This is a genomic window from Actinomadura madurae (assembly GCF_047130825.1).
In the GTDB taxonomy this organism is placed as follows: domain Bacteria; phylum Actinomycetota; class Actinomycetes; order Streptosporangiales; family Streptosporangiaceae; genus Spirillospora; species Spirillospora madurae.
Genome location: NZ_CP083237.1, coordinates 874,727 through 894,248, shown reverse-complemented (window position 1 = coordinate 894,248; position 19,522 = coordinate 874,727). Strand labels below are relative to the sequence as shown.

General features: G+C 72.2%; 17 protein-coding genes and 1 tRNA gene. 11 read left to right on the top strand and 7 right to left on the bottom strand.

The window, feature by feature from the left end; all coding sequences use genetic code 11:
- Positions 1-8 precede the first annotated feature (8 nt).
- Complete coding sequence (locus tag K8Z49_RS04075) at positions 9-809, bottom strand: helix-turn-helix domain-containing protein (RefSeq protein ID WP_021596156.1); 801 nt, start codon at positions 807-809, stop codon at positions 9-11.
- Positions 810-930: 121 nt separating this feature from the next.
- On the opposite strand from K8Z49_RS04075, the gene K8Z49_RS04070 reads away from it, so the two are divergent.
- On the top strand, positions 931-1,335 hold the full coding sequence (locus K8Z49_RS04070; RefSeq protein WP_075021754.1) for a PaaI family thioesterase: 405 nt from the start codon (positions 931-933) through the stop codon (positions 1,333-1,335).
- A 113-nt stretch (positions 1,336-1,448) separates the two neighbouring features.
- Here the strand turns inward: K8Z49_RS04070 and K8Z49_RS04065 are convergent, their stop codons facing one another.
- Positions 1,449-2,171 (bottom strand): dienelactone hydrolase family protein, encoded by a 723-nt coding sequence (locus tag K8Z49_RS04065; RefSeq protein ID WP_021596158.1) that lies wholly within the window; start codon positions 2,169-2,171, stop codon positions 1,449-1,451.
- A gap of 61 nt (positions 2,172-2,232) precedes the next feature.
- On the bottom strand, positions 2,233-3,030 hold the full coding sequence (thyX, locus tag K8Z49_RS04060) for an FAD-dependent thymidylate synthase (protein WP_412517628.1): 798 nt from the start codon (positions 3,028-3,030) through the stop codon (positions 2,233-2,235).
- A 161-nt stretch (positions 3,031-3,191) separates the two neighbouring features.
- Between thyX and K8Z49_RS04055 the strand changes: the two genes are divergently transcribed.
- The 4 genes from K8Z49_RS04055 (at position 3,192) to K8Z49_RS04040 (ending at position 8,773) form a co-directional block, all read left to right on the top strand.
- On the top strand, positions 3,192-5,234 hold the full coding sequence (locus K8Z49_RS04055) for a molybdopterin-dependent oxidoreductase (RefSeq protein WP_412517627.1): 2,043 nt from the start codon (positions 3,192-3,194) through the stop codon (positions 5,232-5,234).
- A gap of 147 nt (positions 5,235-5,381) precedes the next feature.
- Positions 5,382-5,459: transfer RNA gene (locus tag K8Z49_RS04050), tRNA-OTHER, on the top strand.
- 404 nt (positions 5,460-5,863) lie between these two features.
- Positions 5,864-7,468 (top strand): TROVE domain-containing protein, encoded by a 1,605-nt coding sequence (locus K8Z49_RS04045; RefSeq protein ID WP_412517626.1) that lies wholly within the window; start codon positions 5,864-5,866, stop codon positions 7,466-7,468.
- A 54-nt stretch (positions 7,469-7,522) separates the two neighbouring features.
- On the top strand, positions 7,523-8,773 hold the full coding sequence (locus K8Z49_RS04040; protein WP_412517625.1) for a DUF1266 domain-containing protein: 1,251 nt from the start codon (positions 7,523-7,525) through the stop codon (positions 8,771-8,773).
- A gap of 16 nt (positions 8,774-8,789) precedes the next feature.
- On the opposite strand, the gene add is transcribed toward K8Z49_RS04040, so the two are convergent.
- Entirely contained in the window at positions 8,790-9,815 is a 1,026-nt protein-coding gene (add, locus tag K8Z49_RS04035) for an adenosine deaminase (protein ID WP_021597938.1), read from the bottom strand.
- A 100-nt stretch (positions 9,816-9,915) separates the two neighbouring features.
- Between add and K8Z49_RS04030 the strand changes: the two genes are divergently transcribed.
- Positions 9,916-10,923: a helix-turn-helix transcriptional regulator gene (locus K8Z49_RS04030; RefSeq protein ID WP_412517624.1), complete on the top strand. Its 1,008-nt coding sequence runs from the start codon at positions 9,916-9,918 to the stop codon at positions 10,921-10,923.
- Here the strand turns inward: K8Z49_RS04030 and K8Z49_RS04025 are convergent.
- From K8Z49_RS04025 to K8Z49_RS04015, 3 genes are all read right to left on the bottom strand, one after another.
- On the bottom strand, positions 10,907-11,824 hold the full coding sequence (locus K8Z49_RS04025) for an SDR family oxidoreductase (RefSeq protein ID WP_075021748.1): 918 nt from the start codon (positions 11,822-11,824) through the stop codon (positions 10,907-10,909). The genes K8Z49_RS04030 and K8Z49_RS04025 overlap by 17 nt on opposite strands.
- 68 nt (positions 11,825-11,892) lie before the next feature.
- Positions 11,893-12,039 carry a GPGG-motif small membrane protein gene (locus K8Z49_RS04020; protein WP_021597935.1) on the bottom strand — a complete coding sequence of 49 codons (147 nt, stop codon included), beginning with the start codon at positions 12,037-12,039 and terminating at the stop codon, positions 11,893-11,895.
- Positions 12,040-12,311: 272 nt separating this feature from the next.
- Complete coding sequence (locus K8Z49_RS04015) at positions 12,312-14,471, bottom strand: anthranilate synthase component I (RefSeq protein ID WP_083597753.1); 2,160 nt, start codon at positions 14,469-14,471, stop codon at positions 12,312-12,314.
- Between the two features lie 202 nt (positions 14,472-14,673).
- On the opposite strand from K8Z49_RS04015, the gene K8Z49_RS04010 reads away from it, so the two are divergent.
- The 5 genes from K8Z49_RS04010 (at position 14,674) to K8Z49_RS03990 (ending at position 19,512) form a co-directional block, all read left to right on the top strand.
- Positions 14,674-15,231: a VOC family protein gene (locus K8Z49_RS04010; protein ID WP_021597933.1), complete on the top strand. Its 558-nt coding sequence runs from the start codon at positions 14,674-14,676 to the stop codon at positions 15,229-15,231.
- A gap of 192 nt (positions 15,232-15,423) precedes the next feature.
- Positions 15,424-15,672: a DUF3311 domain-containing protein gene (locus K8Z49_RS04005; RefSeq protein ID WP_021597932.1), complete on the top strand. Its 249-nt coding sequence runs from the start codon at positions 15,424-15,426 to the stop codon at positions 15,670-15,672.
- A 4-nt stretch (positions 15,673-15,676) separates the two neighbouring features.
- Positions 15,677-17,287: a monocarboxylate uptake permease MctP gene (gene mctP, locus K8Z49_RS04000; RefSeq protein ID WP_021597931.1), complete on the top strand. Its 1,611-nt coding sequence runs from the start codon at positions 15,677-15,679 to the stop codon at positions 17,285-17,287.
- Between the two features lie 162 nt (positions 17,288-17,449).
- Positions 17,450-18,565 (top strand): hypothetical protein, encoded by a 1,116-nt coding sequence (locus K8Z49_RS03995; protein ID WP_412517623.1) that lies wholly within the window; start codon positions 17,450-17,452, stop codon positions 18,563-18,565.
- A complete protein-coding gene (locus K8Z49_RS03990; protein WP_075021746.1) occupies positions 18,562-19,512 on the top strand; it encodes a DUF6772 family protein in 951 nt (316 codons plus the stop codon). The genes K8Z49_RS03995 and K8Z49_RS03990 overlap by 4 nt, the downstream gene beginning before the upstream one ends.
- The last annotated feature ends 10 nt before the right edge of the window (positions 19,513-19,522 follow it).

The window sequence follows — 19,522 nt, the reverse complement described above, 5'->3', positions numbered from 1 at the left end:
GCCCGGGATCACATGCCGGCGCGCTCGCGCAGGAAGTCGGCCGTCTCCCGGTCCGCCGGGTAGAACGACTCGATCGCCAGTTCCGCCACCGTGATGTCGACCGGCGTCCCGAACGTCGCGATGGTGCTGAAGAACGACAGCTCCCGGCCCTCCAGCCGCATCCGCAGCGGCACGAACACCTCGTGGCCGGCGGGCGGCGCGATCGCCTCCCCCACGTCCCCCGGGAAGCTCCGCAGCTCCTTGTAGAGCTGGGCGAGCGCCGCGTCCGCGGTCAGCGCCACGTGCCGCCGCACCCGGTCGATCATGTGCGCCCGCCACTCGGCCAGGTTCAGGATGTTCCTGGCCATCCCGTCGGGGTGCATGCTGAGCCGGAGCACGTTCAGCGGCGGCTCCAGCAGCTCCGGCGGCGCGCCCTCCATGAAGAACGCCGCCGCGCCGTTGGCGTCGATCAGGTTCCAGAACCGGTCGACGACCACCGCCGGATAGGGCTCGTGCCCCTCCAGCACCTGCCGCAGCGCCGCGCGGACCGTGTCCATCCTCGGCTCCTCGATCGGCGTCTCGTCGAACACCGGCGCGTACCCGGCCGCCACCAGCAGCAGGTTGCGGTCGCGCAGCGGCACGTCCAGGTGCTCGGCGAGCCGCAGCACCATCTCCCGGCTCGGCGCCGACCGGCCCGTCTCCACGAAGCTCAGGTGCCGGGTCGACACGTCCGCCTCGGACGCCAGCTCCAGCTGGCTGAGCCTGCGCAGCTGCCGCCACGCCCGCAGCTGCTCCCCGATCGGTCTCACGTCGCTCAACGCCGTCGTCATCGTGGTCACGTCCCGACGCTACCGGCCGCCTCGTCGCCCCGGCGATTACGCCCGGGGTAATGGACGAGGGGAGGGACCGGTCGCCAGAGTGACCCCCGTCCACCCCGTCCGAGGAGGCCGAATGACCGTCCAGATCACCCCCGCCCAGCTGACCGACGCCATGCCGTTCGCCCGCGCGCTCGGCGTGGAGATCGACACCGCCGGGCCGGAGGAGGTCACCGGGCACCTGGACTGGGCGCCGGACCGCTGCACAGCGGGAGGCGTGCTGCACGGCGGCGCGCTCATGGCGCTCGCGGACACGCTCGGCGCGGCCTGCGCGTTCCTCAACCTGCCCCCCGACACCTCCACCACGACGCTGGAGTCGAAGACCAACTTCTTCCGCGGGGTGAAGGACGGGCAGGTCCGCGGCGTCTCGCGCCCGCTGCACGCCGGCCGCACGTCGATCGTCGTCCAGACCGACCTGTTCGACGCCGCCGGCCGCCGCGTCGCCCAGGTCACCCAGACACAGGCGGTGCTGCGCCCGTGACGCCCTGAGATCCGTCGGCCGCGTCCGCCACGATCCTCCGATCGGCACAGCGAGAAGAACCGGGCCTGGATCGCAAGGCCTGGCGGCCGTCCTCCGCTCCAAGCCCGGCACCTTTACGTTGTAGATTTTTTAGCGATGTGCTCGGCGAAGAAGGTGAGGATGCGGTCCCAGCCGTCGGCGGCGTTCTCCCGCCCCTTGCCGAGCCCGAAGGCGATCTTCGCCACGGGGCCGAGCGGCGGCCCGGGGGTGAACTCGGTGAGGAAGCCGTGCCCCGTCCCCGGATACTCCTTCACGTCGTGCGCGACGCCGGCGGCCGTGAGGGCCCGCTCCAGCTTGGCCGCGGCACCGCGCAGGGTCGGGTCCGCCCCGCCGTAGCTGGCGACGATCGGGCACGCGCCCCGCAACGACTCCTCGGGCCTGCGCGGAAGGATCGCGTAGTTGGCGGCGGCGGCCGTGAAGTCGTACTTCGCCGCCGCGACGAGCGCGAACCCGCCGCCCATGCAGAACCCGCACACGCCCACGTCGCCGGTGCAGTCGTCCCGGCCGGCGAGCCAGGCGCGGGCCGCCTCGATGTGCTCGTACGCGGGGCCGCGCTGGGCGCGCATGTCCCGCATCGCCTTGGTGACGCAGCGGATCCACGGCGCGCCGCCGTACAGGTCGGGCAGGACGGCGACGTAGCCGTTGGCGGCGAACCGGTCGGCCTGGGCGCGCATGTCCGCGTTCGCCCCCATCGCCTCGAACACGATCACAACGCCGGGCCAGGGCCCCTCCCCCTCGGGGACGGCGAGGTACCCGGGAATCTCACGGCCGCCCGCCGGGATGCTGATATCAGACATACCGTCGAATGCTGCCGCAGGCCACACCGCGCGCCTAGGCCCAACCCGCCCCGGAGCAGGGTCAGACCTTGCGCCATTCGGGGATCCAGGAGCCGTCCTCGACGACGTAGTCGCCGAACAGGTCCGGCGCCTCCCTGCGCATCACCTCGCCGATCTTGCCGAAGAGCAGGCGGATCTCCTCCTCGGCCCCGGGCGCCGTGCGGTTCTCCAGCGTGTGCCGCAGCGTGCGGACGTTGGCCGTCCAGACCAGGCCGGTGCCGACGCCCTCGGGGGCGAAGCGGCGCATGAACGAGGTCTTGTGCTTCTTCTCCTTGAACGGCACGCCCTCGTCGTCCAGGCCGAAGTGCGCGGCCATCCAGCCCTGGAACTCCTCCATCTGCTCCAGCATGGCGGTGGCGCGCTTCATCAGCTCGGCGTCCTCGCGGGCCCACTCGGGGAACCAGAAGGGGATGTCCTGGAGCCGGACGAACCGGAGGGACTCCTGCGAGATGGCCACGCCGGGCCGGTGCCGGACGAGCTCGTGGGTCAGGACGCGGCTGACGTTGTGCAGGACGAAGCTGAAGCTCACGTGCTCCAGCACCGAGCCGTGCAGGCTGCGCAGGATGTTCTGCAGGTACTCGCCGGAATCCGTGCGGATCCTCTTCACGTTCGGGTTCAGGCCCGGCTCCCACGAGCGGTAGCAGAGCCGGCCTGCGAACTCCGCCAGGTTCTGCGGGTCGTTCAGCTCGTCGTCGAGCTCGCCACGGTCGAGCCGCTCCAGCCAGCCCTCCCCGCCCACGTCCCGCAGGTACCGGGCGACCTCGTCGTAGTCCAGTTCGGGGCGCGCAACGAGGAACACCTCGGGCTCGACGCTCTTCACTCTCGTATCTCCCCACGGGTCGTTTCCGTCGCCCCTAGGAAACCACCCCGGTCCGGCACCCGCGACCCGGGGACGGCGGTCGCGTGTCATGAGCATCCGGAACAACGCTCATGATGGTCCATGGCGCAGACTAGTGGGGTTCGTCCAGGTAGGGAGGGTGGATGCGGTCGGAGCTGAAGGTGCTGGGGGCCTGCCCGCTCGACTGTCCCGACGGCTGCTCATGGGTGGTCACCGTCCGGGACGGAGAGGCGGTGGGGCTGCGGGGCAACCCGGACCATCCGTACACGCGCGGGGCGCTGTGCGCGAAGGTGAACCGGTGGCTGGAGCGCGCCGCGCAACCGGACCGGATCCTGCATCCGCTGCGGCGCGTGGGCGCCAAGGGCGAGGGCCGGTTCGAGCGGGTCGGGTGGGACGAGGCGCTCGACGAGATCGCCGGGCGGCTGGAGGAGATCGTCCGCGAGCACGGCGGGGAGGCCATCTGGCCGTACTGGGGGACGGGCACGCTCGGCTACCTGCAAGGCCTCGAGGGGTGCTCGGGCCGCCGGTTCTTCAACGTGCTGGGGGCCTCGGCGCACGACGCGAACATCTGCTCGGCGGCCGGCAGCGCCGGGATGACCGAGGCGGTCGGGTCGCCGGGCGGCATGGACCCCGAGGACCTCGCGCACGCCGGGCTCGTCCTGCTGTGGGGCACGAACCCGCTGACCAGCGGCCACCACGTGTGGAAGTTCGTGCAGGACGCGCGGAGGACCGGCGCGCACCTGGTCGCGATCGATCCGGTGCGGACGCGGACGGCGCGGCGGGCCGACGAGCATCTGGCGCCGCTGCCCGGAACGGACGCGGCGCTCGCGCTCGGGCTGCTCAACGTCATCGTCCGCCTCGGCGCGCAGGACGAGGACTTCCTCGCGCGGCACACGCTCGGGTGGGAGGAGTTCCGGGAGCGGATCGCGGACTTCCCGCCCGAGCGGGCGGCGGAGATCACCGGTGTCCCGGCGGAGCGGATCGTCGCGCTCGGCGAGCGGATCGCCCGGACGCGCCCGACCGGCATCCGCGCCACGCAGGGCCTCCAGCGGCACTCGGGCGGCGGCGCGGCGCTGCGGGTGATCGCCGCCATCCCGGCCGTGACGGGCGACTGGGCCAGGCGGGGCGGCGGGGTCGCGTTCTCCACGTCCGGGCACGTGAAGCTGGACAAGGCCGCGCTCTGGCGCGACGACCTGCGGCCCGGCCCGGTGCGGACGCTGTCGATGAGCCGGCTGGGCGAGGGACTCCTGGACGTCCAGGATCCGCCGGTGAAGGCCCTGTTCGTCATCGCGGCGAACCCGGCGGGCAGCACCCCGCACCAGACCAAGGTGCGCCGGGGCCTGGCCCGCGACGACCTGTTCACGGTGGTGCTGGAGCAGTTCCCCACCGACACCGCCGACTACGCCGACATCGTGCTGCCCGCGACGGCGCAGCACGAGCACGCCGACCTGCACGAGGGGTACGGGCACCTGTACCTGACGTGGAACGAGCCGGCGGTGGCGCCGCCGGGCGAGTGCCTGCCGACGACGGAGACGTTCCGGCGGCTGGCGCGGCGGATGGGCCTTGACGAACCGGCCCTCCACGACTCTGACGAGAGCCTCGCCGAGCAGCTCCTCGCCTCTGACCATCCCTGGATGGCGGGAATCACTCTCGACCGGCTCCGCAAGGAGGGCTTCGTCCGCATGTCGGTCCCCGACCCGTTCCTGCCGTACGCCGGGGGCTTCCCGACCCCAACGGGCAAGTTCCAGTTCCGCTCCCCGGCCGCCGGGCTGGCCGGGTACGTCCCACCGGTAGAGGTGGCGGACGCCGAGCGGGCCGGGCGATACCCGCTCGCGCTGGTCTCGGCGGCGTCGCACGAGTTCCTCAACACCCAGTTCGGCAACAACCCCGAGCTGAGGCGGCGCTCCGGCGGCCTCACCGTCCGGCTGCACCCGGACGACGCGGACGCGCGCGGGCTGAGCGACGGCCAGCAGGTCCGGGTCGGCAACGACCGGGGCGCGTTCGAGGCGGTGCTGAAGGTCACCGACCAGGTCAGGCCGGGCGTCGCCGCGACCGGCAAAGGGCACTGGGCGAAGCTGTCCGGCGGCGCGAACGCCAACGCCGTCGTCGACGAGCGCGACACCGACCTCGGCGGCGGCCCCGTCTTCCACGACACCCGCGTGGAGATCACCGCTATTCCCGACTGATCACGAATATTCAGTTGAATTCGCCGGCCCCCGGCTGATCTCCTAGAGCCATCGCCCTTCCGGTGCGAAGGCCACGGGTTACTTCCCTGTTAAGGAAACCCAACCCCGAGGCCATGTCTGATCTCGGAGGGGCTCGACAACTCCAGAGCGTGCCCGGTGCGCAGGTGAGGGATACTTCGTTTCGGGAACGAGAGGTTGCGGGTTCGAGTCCCGCCGCACGCGCCATGCGCGGGCGTAGCTCAATAGGCAGAGCGCTGACGTCTCCTTCGCCGTCCTGATCTCGGGCACGACCTCTGGCCATAACTGAAAACACGCACCTCCCGGTGCGCAGGCGAACGGATACTTCAGGGTTCGATTCCTTGCAGCTCCACACGTGGGGCTGTGCCCGTCCGGCGGGCATGCCGTACGCCGACTTGATCTCGGGAGGGAGCACTTTTTCGCGGGTGCCCGGTGCGCAGGCAACGGATACTTCCTTTCTAATCCATGGGTCGTGGGTTCGATTCCCACCGTCGCCTTGTGCGGCGTAGCTCAGTCGGTAGAGCAATGGCGATGGCCGTCGCCGACTCTGATCTCGGGCACCTCCGCGGACTCCAGGGCTCCCTCCATTTTGTCGAAGGGAGCCCTAGCTCATGGCGAAGTTCAACCGCACCGCGGTCCGCGGGGCCGTTTCCAGCCCGGTCCGCACCGAGGCGACGCCGTCCGGCCGCACCCACGAGGGCGCGCCCGGCTACGCCCGTGACGCCAGGGGCGAGCTCTTCCTGCTCGCCGTCGCCAACATGGTCGGCGAGAAGACCTTCTACGAGTCCGCCGGCGACCGTGACGCCCGCTTCCGCGATCTCGTCCACCGGGTCGCGGTCGACGACGTCGAATGGATGGCGGGCTTCCTGCCGTGGCTGCGCGGCGAGGCGAACATGCGCTCGGCGCCCGTCGTCGCCGCCCTGGAGGCCGTCCGGGCGCGTCTGGCCGCCGGGCTGGCCGGCGAGAACCGGCAGCTCGTGGCGAGCGTCCTGCAGCGGGCCGACGAGCCGGGCGAGGCCCTGGCGTACTGGACCTCGACCTACGGCCGGGCGATCCCCAAGCCGGTCAAGCGCGGCGTCGCCGACGCCGTCCAGCGGCTCTACACCGAGCGGTCCCTGCTGAAGTACGACACGGGCGCGCGCGGCTTCCGCTTCGGCGACGTCATCGACCTCGTCCACCCGGCCCCGGCGGCGGACAAGCCGTGGCAGGGCGACCTGTTCGAGCACGCCCTCGACCGCCGCCACGGCCGCGACGAGCCGATCCCCGACCGCCTGGAGACCCTCAAGGCCGCGCAGACGCTCGCGGCCCTGCCCGTCGAGCGGCGCCGCGACCACGTGCTGAACCCGGAGCTGGTGACCTCACCGGGCGGCCTGGCGGGTGCCGGGTTCACCTGGGAGCGGCTCGCCGGCTGGCTGCAGGGTCCGATGGACGCCGCGGCCTGGGAGGCGATCATCCCGTCCATGGGCTACATGGCGCTGCTGCGCAACCTGCGCAACTTCGACGAGGCCGGAGTGAGCGACGCCGCCGCCGGCAAGGTCGCGGCGCGCATCGCCGACCCCGAGCGGGTCGCGCGGTCCCGGCAGTTCCCCTTCCGGTTCTTCTCGGCGTATCTGGCGGCTCCCTCGCTGCGCTGGGGCCACGCCCTGGACAAGGCGCTCACGGCCGCCACGGCGAACGTCCCCGAGTTCCGGGGCCGCACCCTCGTGCTGGTGGACACTTCGGCGTCGATGACCGGTGCGGGCGTCTCGGAACGGTCGAAGATGACGTACGCGCAGATGGCCGCCCTGTTCGGCATCGCCCTCGCGGCGCGCGGCAACACGGTCGACCTGCACGGCTTCGCCGACGGAACGTTCCGGCACGACGTCGGCCGGGGCGCGTCGGTGCTGCGCGAGGTCGAGCGGTTCGTCGACCGCATCGGCGAGGTCGGGCACGGCACCCGCATCGCCGACTCCGTCCGGGCGACCTATGCGGGCCACGACCGGGTCGTCATCCTGTCGGACATGCAGACGTTCGGCGGCGGCTGGGTGGGCGACGTCACCGGCGCCGCGCCGAAGCACGTCCCGATGTACGGGTTCAACCTGGCCGGATACCGGCACGGCGCCATGCCGACCGGCTCGGGCACGCGCCACGAGCTGGGCGGCATGACCGACGCGACGTTCCGGATGATCCCGCTCCTGGAGGCGGGCCGGAGCGCCGACTGGCCGTGGCGGTCCTGACGACGTGAGGCCTGATGATCCTTCGGGCCGGTACGGTGTGGTCCGGAGGGTTCGATGACGATTCAGGCCGAGACCGGCGCCCTGCTCGACCGGGCCCGCAAGTACGAGCGGCAGGGCAGGCCCGCGGAGGCCGCGGCGGTGTTCGCGAAGGCCGCCGAGGCGATGGAGGCGCACGGCGACCGGATGTCCGCGGTCGCGGTGCGGGCCCGGCAGGCGCGCGCGCTCGCCGCGGCGGGCACCACCGGCGAGGCCCAGCGGCTCCTGGACGTGCTCGACCGCGGCGCCGCGGCCCTGCCCGCCGAGGTCCGGGCCGGCCTGGACGCCCAGGCCGCGCACGTGCTCGCGGCGGCCGGGCGGACGGGCGAGGCCGCGCGGCGCGCCTGGTCGGCGATGTCGGCGTTCGGGGCGCTGCACGACCCGAAGCGGGCCGGGGCCGCGGGCGTGCACGCGGCGCGGCTCATCCTGAAGGACGCCGGGCCGCGCGGGGCGGAGCGGCCGCTGCGCGAGCTGCTGGCGCAGATGCCGCCGGGCGGGGACGACCACCGGCAGGTCGCCAAGCTGCTCGCGGACGCCGAACGGCGGCCCGGCCGGGACCACGACGTCCTCGTCACCGACCCGGGCAGTGCCGCGTGGGGGCGGCTCGCCGCCGCCCTGGCCGTGGGGGCGCACCTGGCCGTCGGCAACGGGGTCGCCTGGAACGCCCTCGCCGACCGCGGCGCGCGCGACGACCGTGTCCTGCTGGAGCGCGACTGGGGGATCACCGGCGCCGAGGGCTGGCGCGAGCAGATGAACGCGCTGCTCGACGCGCAGAACAGCGACCCGGCCATCCAGATGGTGCTCGACCGGCGCGGGCGCGGCACCGGGGAGCGCGCGTGGCGCGAGGCGATCACCGCCTGGTGCCGCGAGCGCGACATCTCCGACGAGACCGTCCGGCAGGTCGTGGGGCTGTCCGGCCAGATCCTGCGGTACGAGGCGCGGTTCCGGGCGGACGGCCTGCTCCCGCCGGACGGCCGGGTCGAGAGCGTCTACGGCTACGACTTCGGGCGCGCGGTGAACATGGCCCGCTGGGGCCTGAACGCCGGGTACTGCGACGCCGAGGAGGCCGAGAAGTGCGTCCTCACGGCCGGGCACCGCGCCAACCAGGTGTATCCGTCGTGGGGGTCGTTCTCGGCGGGGTACGTCCTCGGCCGGATGCTGCGGTTCGACGAGGGCGAGTTCGGCGAGTGGTACGAGCGCTCGCTCGCCGGCCACCGCATCCTCTCCGAGGACCCCGACAGCCCGTGGCGGCGCATGGCCTGGGGCTGACCGCGCCGCCGGCCCGTCAGCCGAGGGCGTCGATGTCGGCGATGATCGCCTTGCGGCCGTCCTCGTCCAGGCAGGAGGCGGTCACGGCGTTGCGGGCCAGGGCGGCCAGCTCGGCGGGGCCCAGCCCGAACACCTCGGCCGCGACGCGGTACTCGCCGGTCAGGGTCGTGTTGAACATCGGCGGGTCGTCGCTGTTCAGCGTGACGAACAGGCCCTCCTCCAGCATCCGCGGCATCGGGTGCGCGGCGAGGTCGGCGACCTGGCCGGTGCAGACGTTGGACGTCGGGCACACCTCCAGCGGCAGCTGCGTGTCGCGCAGGTGGTCGATGAGGCGCGGGTCGTCCACGCAGCTGATGCCGTGGCCGATGCGCTCGGCGCGCAGCCCCTCGATGGCCTCCCAGATCGTCTCCGGGCCGGTCATCTCCCCCGCGTGCGGAAGGCTGCGCAGCCCGGCGGCGCGGGCGGCGGCGAACGCGTCGCGGAACGCGTCCCGGTGCGGCGGGCGCACCTGCTCGATGCCGCCGATGCCGAAGCCGACGAGCGCCTCCGGCGGGTGCCGCAGCGCGTGGTCGAGGGTGCCGCGGGCGCCCTCGGCGCCGAACTCGCCGGGAATGTCGAAGATGTAGGCGACGCGGACGCCGAGCCGGTCGCGGGCCTCGCGGACGGCGTGGTCGAGCGCCTCGGTGACCGCGGGCATCGGCATCCCGGCCCGCTGGTGGGTGTACGGGGTGACGGTCAGCTCGACGTACCGGACGTTCTGCGCGGCGAGGTCGCGGGCGACGCCGAAGACGAGCGTCCCGACGTCCTCGGGCGTGCGGACGAGGCCGGACACGGCCTCGTACACCTCGGCGAAGTGCGGGAAGTCGCGGAACTCGTAGAAGGCGCGCAGCTCGCGCTCGTCCACGGGGACCGGCCCGTCCGGGTGGCGGCGGGCGAGTTCGAGGACGGTGGGGACGGAGGCGGAGCCCACGAGGTGGACGTGGAGCTCGACCTTCGGGAGGGCGTCGATGAACGCCGCGAGGGTGGTGTTCTCGGTAGGCACGCCGCGAAGCTAACAGTCCGCCGACCTGCCGGGACAGCCGAACCGGGCGAACCTCCCAGGAAATTGTCAGGAACGCTCGGCGATGGGGCAGGATGGTGCCGTGCGTGCTGCTCGGCTGATCTCTGCGGTGCTCCTCCTCCAGTCGCGGGAGACGATGACGGCGGCGGAGCTGGCGCGCGAGCTGGAGGTCTCCGAGCGCACGGTGTACCGCGACATGGAGGCGCTGTCGGCGGCCGGCGTCCCGGTCTACGCCGACCAGGGGCGCGGCGGCGGGTACCGGCTGGTCGGCGGGTACCGGACGCGGCTCACCGGGCTGACCCGCGAGGAGGCCGAGGCGCTGTTCCTGTCGGGGCTTCCCGGCCCGGCCGGCGACATGGGCCGCGCGGACGCGCTGGCCGCCGCCGAGCTGAAGGTCCTCGCCGCCCTGCCCGCCTCGATGCGGGACGCGCCCGCCCGCGCGAACCAGCGGTTCCACCTGGACGCGCCAGGCTGGTTCGGCGAGACGGGCCCGCCGCCGCTGCTGCGCGACCTCGCCCGCGCGGTCTGGGATGACGAGACCGTGGAGCTGCGCTACCGCCGCAAGGACTCCGAGGTCACGCGGACGGCCGAGCCGTACGGGCTCGTCCTGAAGAACGGCACCTGGTACCTGGTCGCGCGGGTCGGCGGCAGGACCCGCACCTACCGGGTGGACCGCGTCACCGCCGTGCGGCCGACGGGTGAGCGCTTCGACCGGGACGAGGGCTTCGACCTCGCCGCGCACTGGGGCGAGCAGGCCGGCGTGTTCGTGCGCTCGCTGCTGCGCGAGGAGGTCACCGTGCGGCTGAGCCCGGCGGGGATGCGCGCCCTGCGGTACGCCGTCGAGCCCTACGCCGCCCGCCGGGCGGCCGAGGAGGCCGGCCGCCCGGATGAGCGGGGCTGGGTGGTGACGGCCCTGCCCGTGGAGTCGGCGGTCGTCGCGGAGTCCCAGCTGATGCGGCTCGGCCCCGAGGTCGAGGTGCTCGCCCCGCCGGAGCTGCGGGAGCGCATAGCGGGTGCCGCCGCCCGGCTCGCGGAGCTGTACCGGGCGGCGGGCCCGCGGGCCCCCGGTCCGGCTACCGGTAGCCGGTGACGTCGGCGGGAAGGTCCTTGTCCTGGACCTCGACGACGTAGCGCCAGGCGTCGGGACGGCTGCCGTCGGCGTCGGTGAACCCGTAGACCTTCGCGAGCCCGCCGCTGGACAGGGAGGCCCCGTTCCAGCGCGCCCGGTCGGGGTCGGCGGCGAGGGCGGCGACGGCGCGCCCGACGTAGACCGGCGACTCGGAGATCGCGAAGTGCGGGACCTTCTCGGTGGCGTCGCGCCAGGTGTCCTCGGTGACGCCGAAGTGGTCGAGCATGGCCTCCGAGCGCAGCCAGCCGGGCGTGAGGGAGAGGGCCGTCGCCCCGTAGGAGGCGATCTCCTCGGACTGGGCGAGCGCCATCCGGATGACGGCGCTCTTGGCGAGGTCGTAGAAGAACCCGACGTCCCGGCGGTACTTCGCGTTGTAGTCGGCGGTCCCGTCGGTCACCTCGACGACGAGGCCGCCGGGCTCGCGGATCAGCAGCGGCAGGGCGTGGTGGCTGGTGATGGCGTGGGTGTCGATCGCCAGGCGGAGCATGTGCAGGCCGTCCTCCAGGGACTGCTCCCACAGCCGCTTGCCGAACTCGAAGAGGTGGTCGCCACCCCAGACGTCGTTGACCAGGACGTCCAGCCGGCCCCGCTCGGCGTCGATGCGGCGCACCAGCGCGGCGACCTGCTCCGGGTCGAGATGGTCGACCCGGACGGCGATGCCCTCGCCGCCCGCCGCCGTGACCAGCTCGGCGGTCTCCTCGATCGTCTCGGGACGGTCCATCTCCGACCGGTGCTCCCTGGTGGACCGTCCCGTCACGTACACGGTCGCGCCGGCGGCGCCGAGCTCGGCGGCGATCCCTCGCCCCGCCCCGCGCGTCGCCCCGGCGACCAGTGCGGTCTTTCCTGTCAGTGCACGGCTCATAGGGACGATGCTTGCATCGAAACCTGACAGGTAACGTCAGGGTTTCGTCCCGGCCGCGCGAATTTCGGTCAGGTGAAGATGCTCACCCCGAAGGGCCCGACGAGCAGCCCGACGACGATGAGCACGATGCCCCAGAGCAGGTCGCGCCGGGCGAGGATCACATAGATGCCGGCGATCACCAGGATCACCGCGATGAGCCACAGGATTGTCATCATGGCTCCGGGGGTCCCCCTGGAGAACGCCAAGAAACACCCAATTCATATTGGATGTCTAAAAAGCCCGTTTTAGACGCGGGAGGGAGGGTGGCCCCCTCCCTCCCGCGTCCGGGATAACGGCGATCATCCGCGCCGGCCGAAACCGCGCGATGTGGCCGGAACCCAGTCTTCCGCCGCGCCCCCGGGCCGCGACAGGACCCTCGGGACCATTCCGCGCGCCGTCCTCTAGTGCCTTGGGACTAGGGCCGGATCCGCTCGGGGGACGGCCGCCGTCAGGGCCGGCACAGGCGCAGGACGTTGGCCACGATGCGGTGGCCCGCCCCGCCGGCCGCGGTGAGGATCGACTCCGGGTGGAACTGGACGGCCCAGCGCCGCCGCTCCGGGTCCTCGACCGACATCACGACGTCCCCCGTCACCGCCGTCACCTGGAAGCCCTTCACCCGGTCGGGCGTGGTGTGCAGCGAGTGGTAGCGGGCGGCCGTGAACTCGTCGGGCAGGCCGGCGAACAGCTCGCCGCCCGTGACCTTCACCTGGCCGGGCTTGCCGTGCGACGGCTCGGCCAGCAGCGTCAGCTCGCCGCCGGCGTGCTCCACCATCGCCTGCAGGCCGAGGCAGACGCCGAAGACCGGCAGGCCCCGGGCGTCCAGCTCGTCCAGGAGCGCGCGGGTGCCGAAGTCCTCGGGGCGCCCCGGGCCGGGCGACAGGACGACCAGGTCGGGCGCCTGCTCGTCCAGCATCCGCACCGGGAAGCCGTGCCGCAGGGTGACCACGGAGGCTCCGTGCTGGCGGAAGTAGTCGGCGAGCGTGTTGACGAACGAGTCCTCGTGGTCGACGAGGAGGACCTTCAGGCCGTCGCCCGGATGCGCGGGAAGCGGCGCCTCCTCCGCCCCGGCGGCCCCGGCGGGCCGCTGCGCGGCGGCGAGCGCGCTCAGCAGCGCGCTGGCCTTCAGGTGGGTCTCGCGCTCCTCCTCGTCGGGGTCGGAGTCGTACAGCAGCGTCGCCCCGGCCCGGACGGTCGCGACGCCGTCGCGGATCTGCGCGGTCCGCAGCGTGAGGCCGGTGTTCATCGAGCCGTCGAAGCCGACGAAGCCGACCGCGCCGCCGTACCAGCGGCGGGGCGACTCCTCGTGGTCCTCGATGAACTGCATCGCCCACGCCTTCGGCGCGCCGGTGACGGTGACCGCCCACATGTGGGTGAGGAAGGCGTCCAGCGCGTCGAAGCCGGGGCGCAGCCGGCCCTCGATGTGGTCCACGGTGTGGATCAGCCGCGAGTACATCTCGATCTGCCGGCGGCCGAGGACCCGCACGCTGCCGGGCACGCAGACCCGCGACTTGTCGTTGCGGTCCACGTCGGTGCACATCGTCAGCTCCGACTCGTCCTTCGCGGACGACAGGATCGCGCGGATCTGCTCGGCGTCCTCCAGGGCGTCGCCGCCGCGCTTGATCGTCCCGGCGATCGGGCAGGTCTCCACGCGGTCCCCGGTGACCCGCACGAACATCTCCGGCGACGCGCCGACCAGGTACTCCCCGTCGCCCAGGTTGAACAGGAACTCGTAGGGCGCCGGGTTGGTCTCCCGCAGCCGCTCGAAGAAGGCCGCGGGCGCGTCGCAGCGCCCGTACATCGCGTGCCCGGGCGTGACCTCGAACAGGTCGCCGCGGACGAACTTCTCCTTGGCCTCCCGGACCATCCGCGCGTACACGCCGGGGACGGGCTGGGCCGGCGATTCCGCCCGCGGCCGGACGGGCGTCGCCCCGGTGTCGCGCGGCAGCCCCCCGGTGCCCGCCCCGTCCACCTCGAAGTCGTAGGAGATCCGGTGCGAGGTCTCGCGCTTGCGGTCGACGACGACCATCTCGTCGGCGAGGTGCAGGACGAGGTCGCGCTGGTCGTCCGGCCGCTCCAGGCGGGTCCGCAGCGGCTCGAACTGCAGCGACAGGTCGTACCCGAAGGCCCCGTACAGGCCGAGGTGCGGGTCCTCGCAGCGGAACAGGTCGACCACGGCGCGCACGGCGGTGAAGACCGTCGGCTGGCGGCTGCGCTCCTCCTCGGCGAAGAACTCCTCCGAGGGCGGGACGAAGACCTCGAACAGGCCGGGCTCGTCCGCCCGCACCTCGCCGGCGCCGCGCAGCGCCCCTGCCAGCGCCGGCAGGACGACCCGGCCGCGCCCGTTCAGCGGCCGGACGGCGACCGTCCGGCCGCGGGCGACGATCTCCAGGCAGGGATCGACGTAGGCCATGTGCCAGCGGCTGTAGCGGCCCGGATACTCCATGCCGGAGCTGAGCACCCCGCCGCGCCGCTCGCCCACGGCGGCGACGAGTGCGTTCAGCACGCTGGACTTGCGCTCGGAGTCGACCGGGGTCGCCGTACGGGTCACCCGTACGCCCCCGGCCGTGACGAACTCGCTGGTCAGCGGCTGCTGTGAGACGGTCTCCACCGTTGGTGGCCCCTCAAGTCGGGCCCCACCCAGGCGAAACGAGAAACGACCGCCGGGTGAGGACGGTCGCCTGGTCTGGAACACGCACGAACCGGCGCCGCCTCAGCGGCGCCACCACCACCGGGAGGCTGCGGTTCGCATGCGGCGAGGTTACCATGGGGACACGGCAAGGGATCACTTACGGCACGGAGAGCGGCGCCCCATGACCAGGAAGAACACCGAGTTCGAGCTGCGCGGGGTCAACCATCTCGCGCTGGTCTGCAGCGACATGAAGCGGACGGTGGACTTCTACGAGGGCGTGCTCGGCATGCCGCTGATCAAGACGATCGAGCTGCCGATGGGCTGGGGCCAGCACTTCTTCTTCGACTGCGGCGGCGGCGACGCCCTGGCGTTCTTCTGGTTCCCCGACGCCCCGGAGCCGGTCCCCGGCGTGTCCGCGCCGAAGGGCCTGCCCGACCGGGGCGAGCTGCTGTCGGCCGTCGGGTCGATGAACCACATCGCGTTCGACGTCCCGCCCGAGCGCATCGAGGAGTACCGCGACCGCCTCATCGCCAAGGGGATCGACGTCGGCGTCCTGCTGAACCACGACGACAGCGAGTTCGGCGTCGCGCCGGAGAACCACGACGGCGTCTTCGTGCGCTCGATCTACTTCAAGGACCCCGACGGCGTCCTGGTGGAGTTCGCCGCGTGGACGCGGGAGCTGAACCTGCCCACCGACGTGCGGCACGAGCCGAAGACCGCCGCGGACCGGACCGTCTGACCGTCCCCTGACCGGCCGTTGATCCGGCTTGACCTGGACGTTCCTGAAATGGACCGATCCATCCAAGTCGTACCGCGGCCGAGATCGAGCTGTGATCAGCGGGTGTGTAGGCTCGCCCGGCCGCATACCCGGGCACGGCCCCCGTTTCGCGAACCGGACGGACCGTGCGCGGGCGAGACGAGGAGGACCCCCTTGGCTCCCGACACATCCAAAGAACCGGCCCCGGACCAGCCCCCGCCGGGGGACGCCCGCTCCGACCGGAGCGCCTGGAACTGGCTGCTGGTCGTCCCGGTCGTGGTCCCGCTGCTGACGCTCCTCTACAACAGCGACAGCCCGCGGCTCGCCGGCTTCCCCGCCTTCTACTGGATCCAGCTCTCCTTCATCCCGCTCGGCGTGGCCTGCACGGTCATCGTCTACCAGATGACGAAGAAGCGGGGCTGAGCCGATGGCGAGCGACCACATCACCGAGATCACCGTATTCGCCGTGCTCTTCCTGCTCGTCAGCGGGATGGGCTTCGTCGCCGCCCGGTGGCGGCGGCCCGACACCATGCACAACCTCGACGAGTGGGGGCTCGGCGGGCGCAGCTTCGGCAGCTGGATCACCTGGTTCCTGATCGGCGGCGACCTCTACACCGCCTACACCTTCGTGGCCGTCCCGGCCCTGGTGTTCGGCGCGGGCGCGGCGGGCTTCTTCGCCGTCCCGTACACGATCGTCGTGTACCCGCTGGTGTTCCTCGTGCTGATCCGGCTCTGGTCGGTGTCGCACGTGCACGGCTTCGTCACGCCCGCCGACTTCGTCCGGGCCAGGTTCGGCTCGCCGACGCTGGCCCTCGTCGTCGCGATCACCGGCATCGTCGCCACGATGCCCTACATCGCGCTGCAGCTCGTCGGCATCGAGGCGGTGCTGAAGGCGATGGGCGTGAACGGGCACTGGCCGATCATCATCGCGTTCGTGATCCTGGCGGCCTACACCTACCAGTCCGGCCTGCGGGCGCCCGCGCTCATCGCGTTCGTCAAGGACCTGCTGATCTACCTGGTCATCATCGTCGCGGTGCTGTACATCCCGGCCAAGCTCGGCGGCTGGGGCGACATCTTCGACGCGGCGAAGGACAAGTTCGACAAGACGCCGGCGCCCGGCGACGGCATCACGATCGCCGGCAGCGGCCAGCTGAACTACGCCATGCTCGCGCTCGGCTCGGCGATGGCCCTGTTCCTGTACCCGCACAGCGTCACCGGCGTGCTGGCCAGCAAGAACCGCAACGTGATCAAGCGGAACATGGCGGCGCTGCCCGCCTACAGCCTCGTGCTCGGGCTGATCGCGCTGCTCGGCTACATGGCCATCGCCGCGGGCGTGACGCCCGTCGGCACCGACGGCAAGGCCGACACCAACACCGTGGTCCCGGTGCTGTTCGACCGCATGTTCCCGGACTGGTTCGCCGGCGTGGCGTTCGCCGCCGTCGGCATCGGCGCGCTGGTCCCGGCGGCGATCATGTCGATCGCGGCGGCCAACCTGTTCACCCGCAACATCTACAAGGAGTACATCCGCCGCGACGCCGACGCGAAGGAGGAGGCGACCGTCAGCAAGCTGGTCTCGCTGATCGTCAAGGCCGGCGCGGTGGCGTGCATCCTCGCGCTCGACCCCGAGTTCTCGATCGACCTGCAGCTCATCGGCGGCGTCATCATCCTGCAGACGCTGCCGTCGGTGGCGCTCGGGCTGATAACGCGCTGGTTCCACCGCGGCGCGCTCATCGCCGGCTGGGCCGGCGGCATGGCCGCGGGCCTGTGGATGCTGTACCAGATCCCGAACCCGGCGAAGGGCAAGGAGCACTTCGGCGGCTCGGCCTACCCGCTGAGCGACCTCGGCCTCGACACCAAGATGACGGTCTACGCCGGCATGCTGGCGCTCGCCGTCAACGTGGTGGTCGCGGTCGCCGGCACGGTGGTGTGCAAGGCCGCCAAGCTCGCGGACGGGGAGGACGCGACCCGCGGGTCGGACTACCTGGCCGACGAGGGCGACCCGAAGGTCAAGGACCTGGAGCTGTCCGCCAGCACCTGACCGGCACCGGCCGGGCACGCAGACGGCCCGGTCGTCCGCTCACGCGGACGGCCGGGTCGTCTTCTTTTCGGCTCTTGACAGGCGGACGGGTGGACATCCATGGTTTGTGAACGATCACGTTAACGTTAATGTGACTCAGTCGACAACGGAAGGCCCCCGCGCATGAGGACCTCTCGTCCCCCCGCCCGCCCCGCGCTCAGGACGGTCACCGCCGCCCTCGCCGCCCTGCTCGTCCCCGGAGCCCTGCTCGTCCCCGCCGGCGGGGCGCAGGCCGCCCAGAAGGGGCGCCGCGGACTCGACCTCCGGATCGCGACCTACAACACCTGCGGGCACGGCTGCCTGCCGACCGAGCAGGAGTGCGTCGACACGATCGGGCGCGACTGCGCGACCAAGCTGGCCCCCTGGGCGGACGGGCGCGCCGCCCGGGTCGCCGACGACATCGTCCGGGCGCGCGCCGGGGTGGTCGTCACCCAGGAGATCGGCAACAACGCGACCCCGACGCAGCCGGGCGTGGACGTCGAGTCGTTCCGCGCGCCGCTCACCGCGGCGATGCGCGCCCGCGGGTACGCGGAGGCCCCCGCGGACTACGCCGGCACGCGGCACCCGCAGGAGGGCTACCCGCTGAAGTCGGGCGCCGGACGGTTCACCTACTACGACGCCCGCCGCTTCTCCCACCTCGACGAGCGCGGCGGGGCGCTCCCCCACGACCTGCTGTGGCTGCCGGACTCGACCGAGATCTACGGCAAGACCATGACGTGGAACACCCTGCGCGACCTGCGCACCGGGACGCGGTTCGTCGTCGTCGACATGCACCTGGAGTACCGCAAGAACGGCGCGACCGACCCGAACGGCTGGACGAAGAACTGGGACCAGGTCCGCTACCTCGACGCGCGCCGGACGGCCGAGTACCTCACCCGGGACAACGCGTCCACGCGCCGGCTCCCGATCGTGTTCGCCGGCGACATGAACTCCGCGTCCAAGGAGGAGGGGCACAGCGCCTACGACGCGTTCGCCGACGTCGGCTACGCCGACGCGTTCGAGGCGGCACCGCCGAACCGCCGGACGGGCGAGGAGTACGCCTCCTTCAACGGCGGCAAGATCCCGCTGCCGAGGTCCGCGGACAAGATCGACCACATCTTCGTGAAGAACGGCACGCGCGTCCTGCAGTGGACGCTCGTCCCGCAGACCACCGCCCAGGCCGGGGAGCCGCGCGACCTGCTGCGCTCCGACCACAACATGATGCACGCCACCGTCAGGATTCAGGAGCCCACTCGATGACGACCCCCGCGAGCGAGCGGTCACCGGCCGCGGAACTCCGCCGGGCCGACCCCGCCCTGTCCCGTTTCGACCCGCTGGACAGGATCCTCGTCCACGACGACTTCAACACCGGGACGCACGGCTGGATCGAGCTGCTCGGCAACTACGACGGGCACGGGAACCTCGACACCGTCGACGACCACATGCGCGACTTCCGGCCGCCGCAGCTCAGCTCCTGCAACTTCTTCGACGTCGGCACGCACGGCGCGATGTCGGGGACGTACGCGCTGAAGGTCGCCACCCGCCCGCTCGCCGGGCACACCGGCGTCGCCATCCGCCGGCTGACGATGGCGGGACGTGGCCGCGTCCAGTTCGAGGCCTACCTGACGTTCAAGACGGAGGCGGCGTCCGAGGAGAACCAGGCGGCGGACAAGGCGGGCGCCGGGCCGTGGGACGCGAACCTGCACCCGTCCGAGCAGCAGTTCGGCGCGTTCACGATCGCGACCGACATCTGCGACGGCGTCCGCTACCACTGCGTCGCCCGGTACCTGAACACCGACCTGGAGAACAACCTGCGGCGGGAGTGGGTGTACCCGACGGTGCCGGAGCCGACGCCGCGCGAGCACTTCGAGGGCAGGATCAAGCTCCCGCCGACCGCCGACTTCACCGCGCCGGAGCCGGACGACTGGAAGCCGTTCGGCGGGCCGCAGGAACTCTGCTACAACGAGGTCCCGACCAAGGTGAACTGGCACTACGTGCGCTGGACGATCGACACGAGCACCAGGTCGAACGTCGAGCTTCAGGTCAACGACACCGTGTACGACATGCGGGACGTGCCGGTCCCGCCGTACGCCGAGGAGTACGGCTCCCTGCGGAACCTGCTCAACTTCTACGTCTCGGTCAGGACGCACACCGACGTGCGCAACTTCCTGTACCTGGACTCGGTACTGATCTCGGTGGACTGGTGAGGAGCCCCGG

What these genes read in the sequence shown, in the direction of transcription:
- K8Z49_RS04075 (WP_021596156.1), bottom strand. Translation starts at nt 809, where the DNA reads ATGACGACGGCGTTGAGCGACGTGAGACCGATCGGGGAGCAGCTGCGG.
- K8Z49_RS04070 (WP_075021754.1), top strand. Translation starts at nt 931, where the DNA reads ATGACCGTCCAGATCACCCCCGCCCAGCTGACCGACGCCATGCCGTTC.
- K8Z49_RS04065 (WP_021596158.1), bottom strand. Translation starts at nt 2,171, where the DNA reads ATGTCTGATATCAGCATCCCGGCGGGCGGCCGTGAGATTCCCGGGTAC.
- K8Z49_RS04055 (WP_412517627.1), top strand. Translation starts at nt 3,192, where the DNA reads ATGCGGTCGGAGCTGAAGGTGCTGGGGGCCTGCCCGCTCGACTGTCCC.
- K8Z49_RS04045 (WP_412517626.1), top strand. Translation starts at nt 5,864, where the DNA reads ATGGCGAAGTTCAACCGCACCGCGGTCCGCGGGGCCGTTTCCAGCCCG.
- K8Z49_RS04040 (WP_412517625.1), top strand. Translation starts at nt 7,523, where the DNA reads ATGACGATTCAGGCCGAGACCGGCGCCCTGCTCGACCGGGCCCGCAAG.
- K8Z49_RS04025 (WP_075021748.1), bottom strand. Translation starts at nt 11,824, where the DNA reads ATGAGCCGTGCACTGACAGGAAAGACCGCACTGGTCGCCGGGGCGACG.
- K8Z49_RS04020 (WP_021597935.1), bottom strand. Translation starts at nt 12,039, where the DNA reads ATGATGACAATCCTGTGGCTCATCGCGGTGATCCTGGTGATCGCCGGC.
- K8Z49_RS04010 (WP_021597933.1), top strand. Translation starts at nt 14,674, where the DNA reads ATGACCAGGAAGAACACCGAGTTCGAGCTGCGCGGGGTCAACCATCTC.
- mctP (WP_021597931.1), top strand. Translation starts at nt 15,677, where the DNA reads ATGGCGAGCGACCACATCACCGAGATCACCGTATTCGCCGTGCTCTTC.
- K8Z49_RS03995 (WP_412517623.1), top strand. Translation starts at nt 17,450, where the DNA reads ATGAGGACCTCTCGTCCCCCCGCCCGCCCCGCGCTCAGGACGGTCACC.
- K8Z49_RS03990 (WP_075021746.1), top strand. Translation starts at nt 18,562, where the DNA reads ATGACGACCCCCGCGAGCGAGCGGTCACCGGCCGCGGAACTCCGCCGG.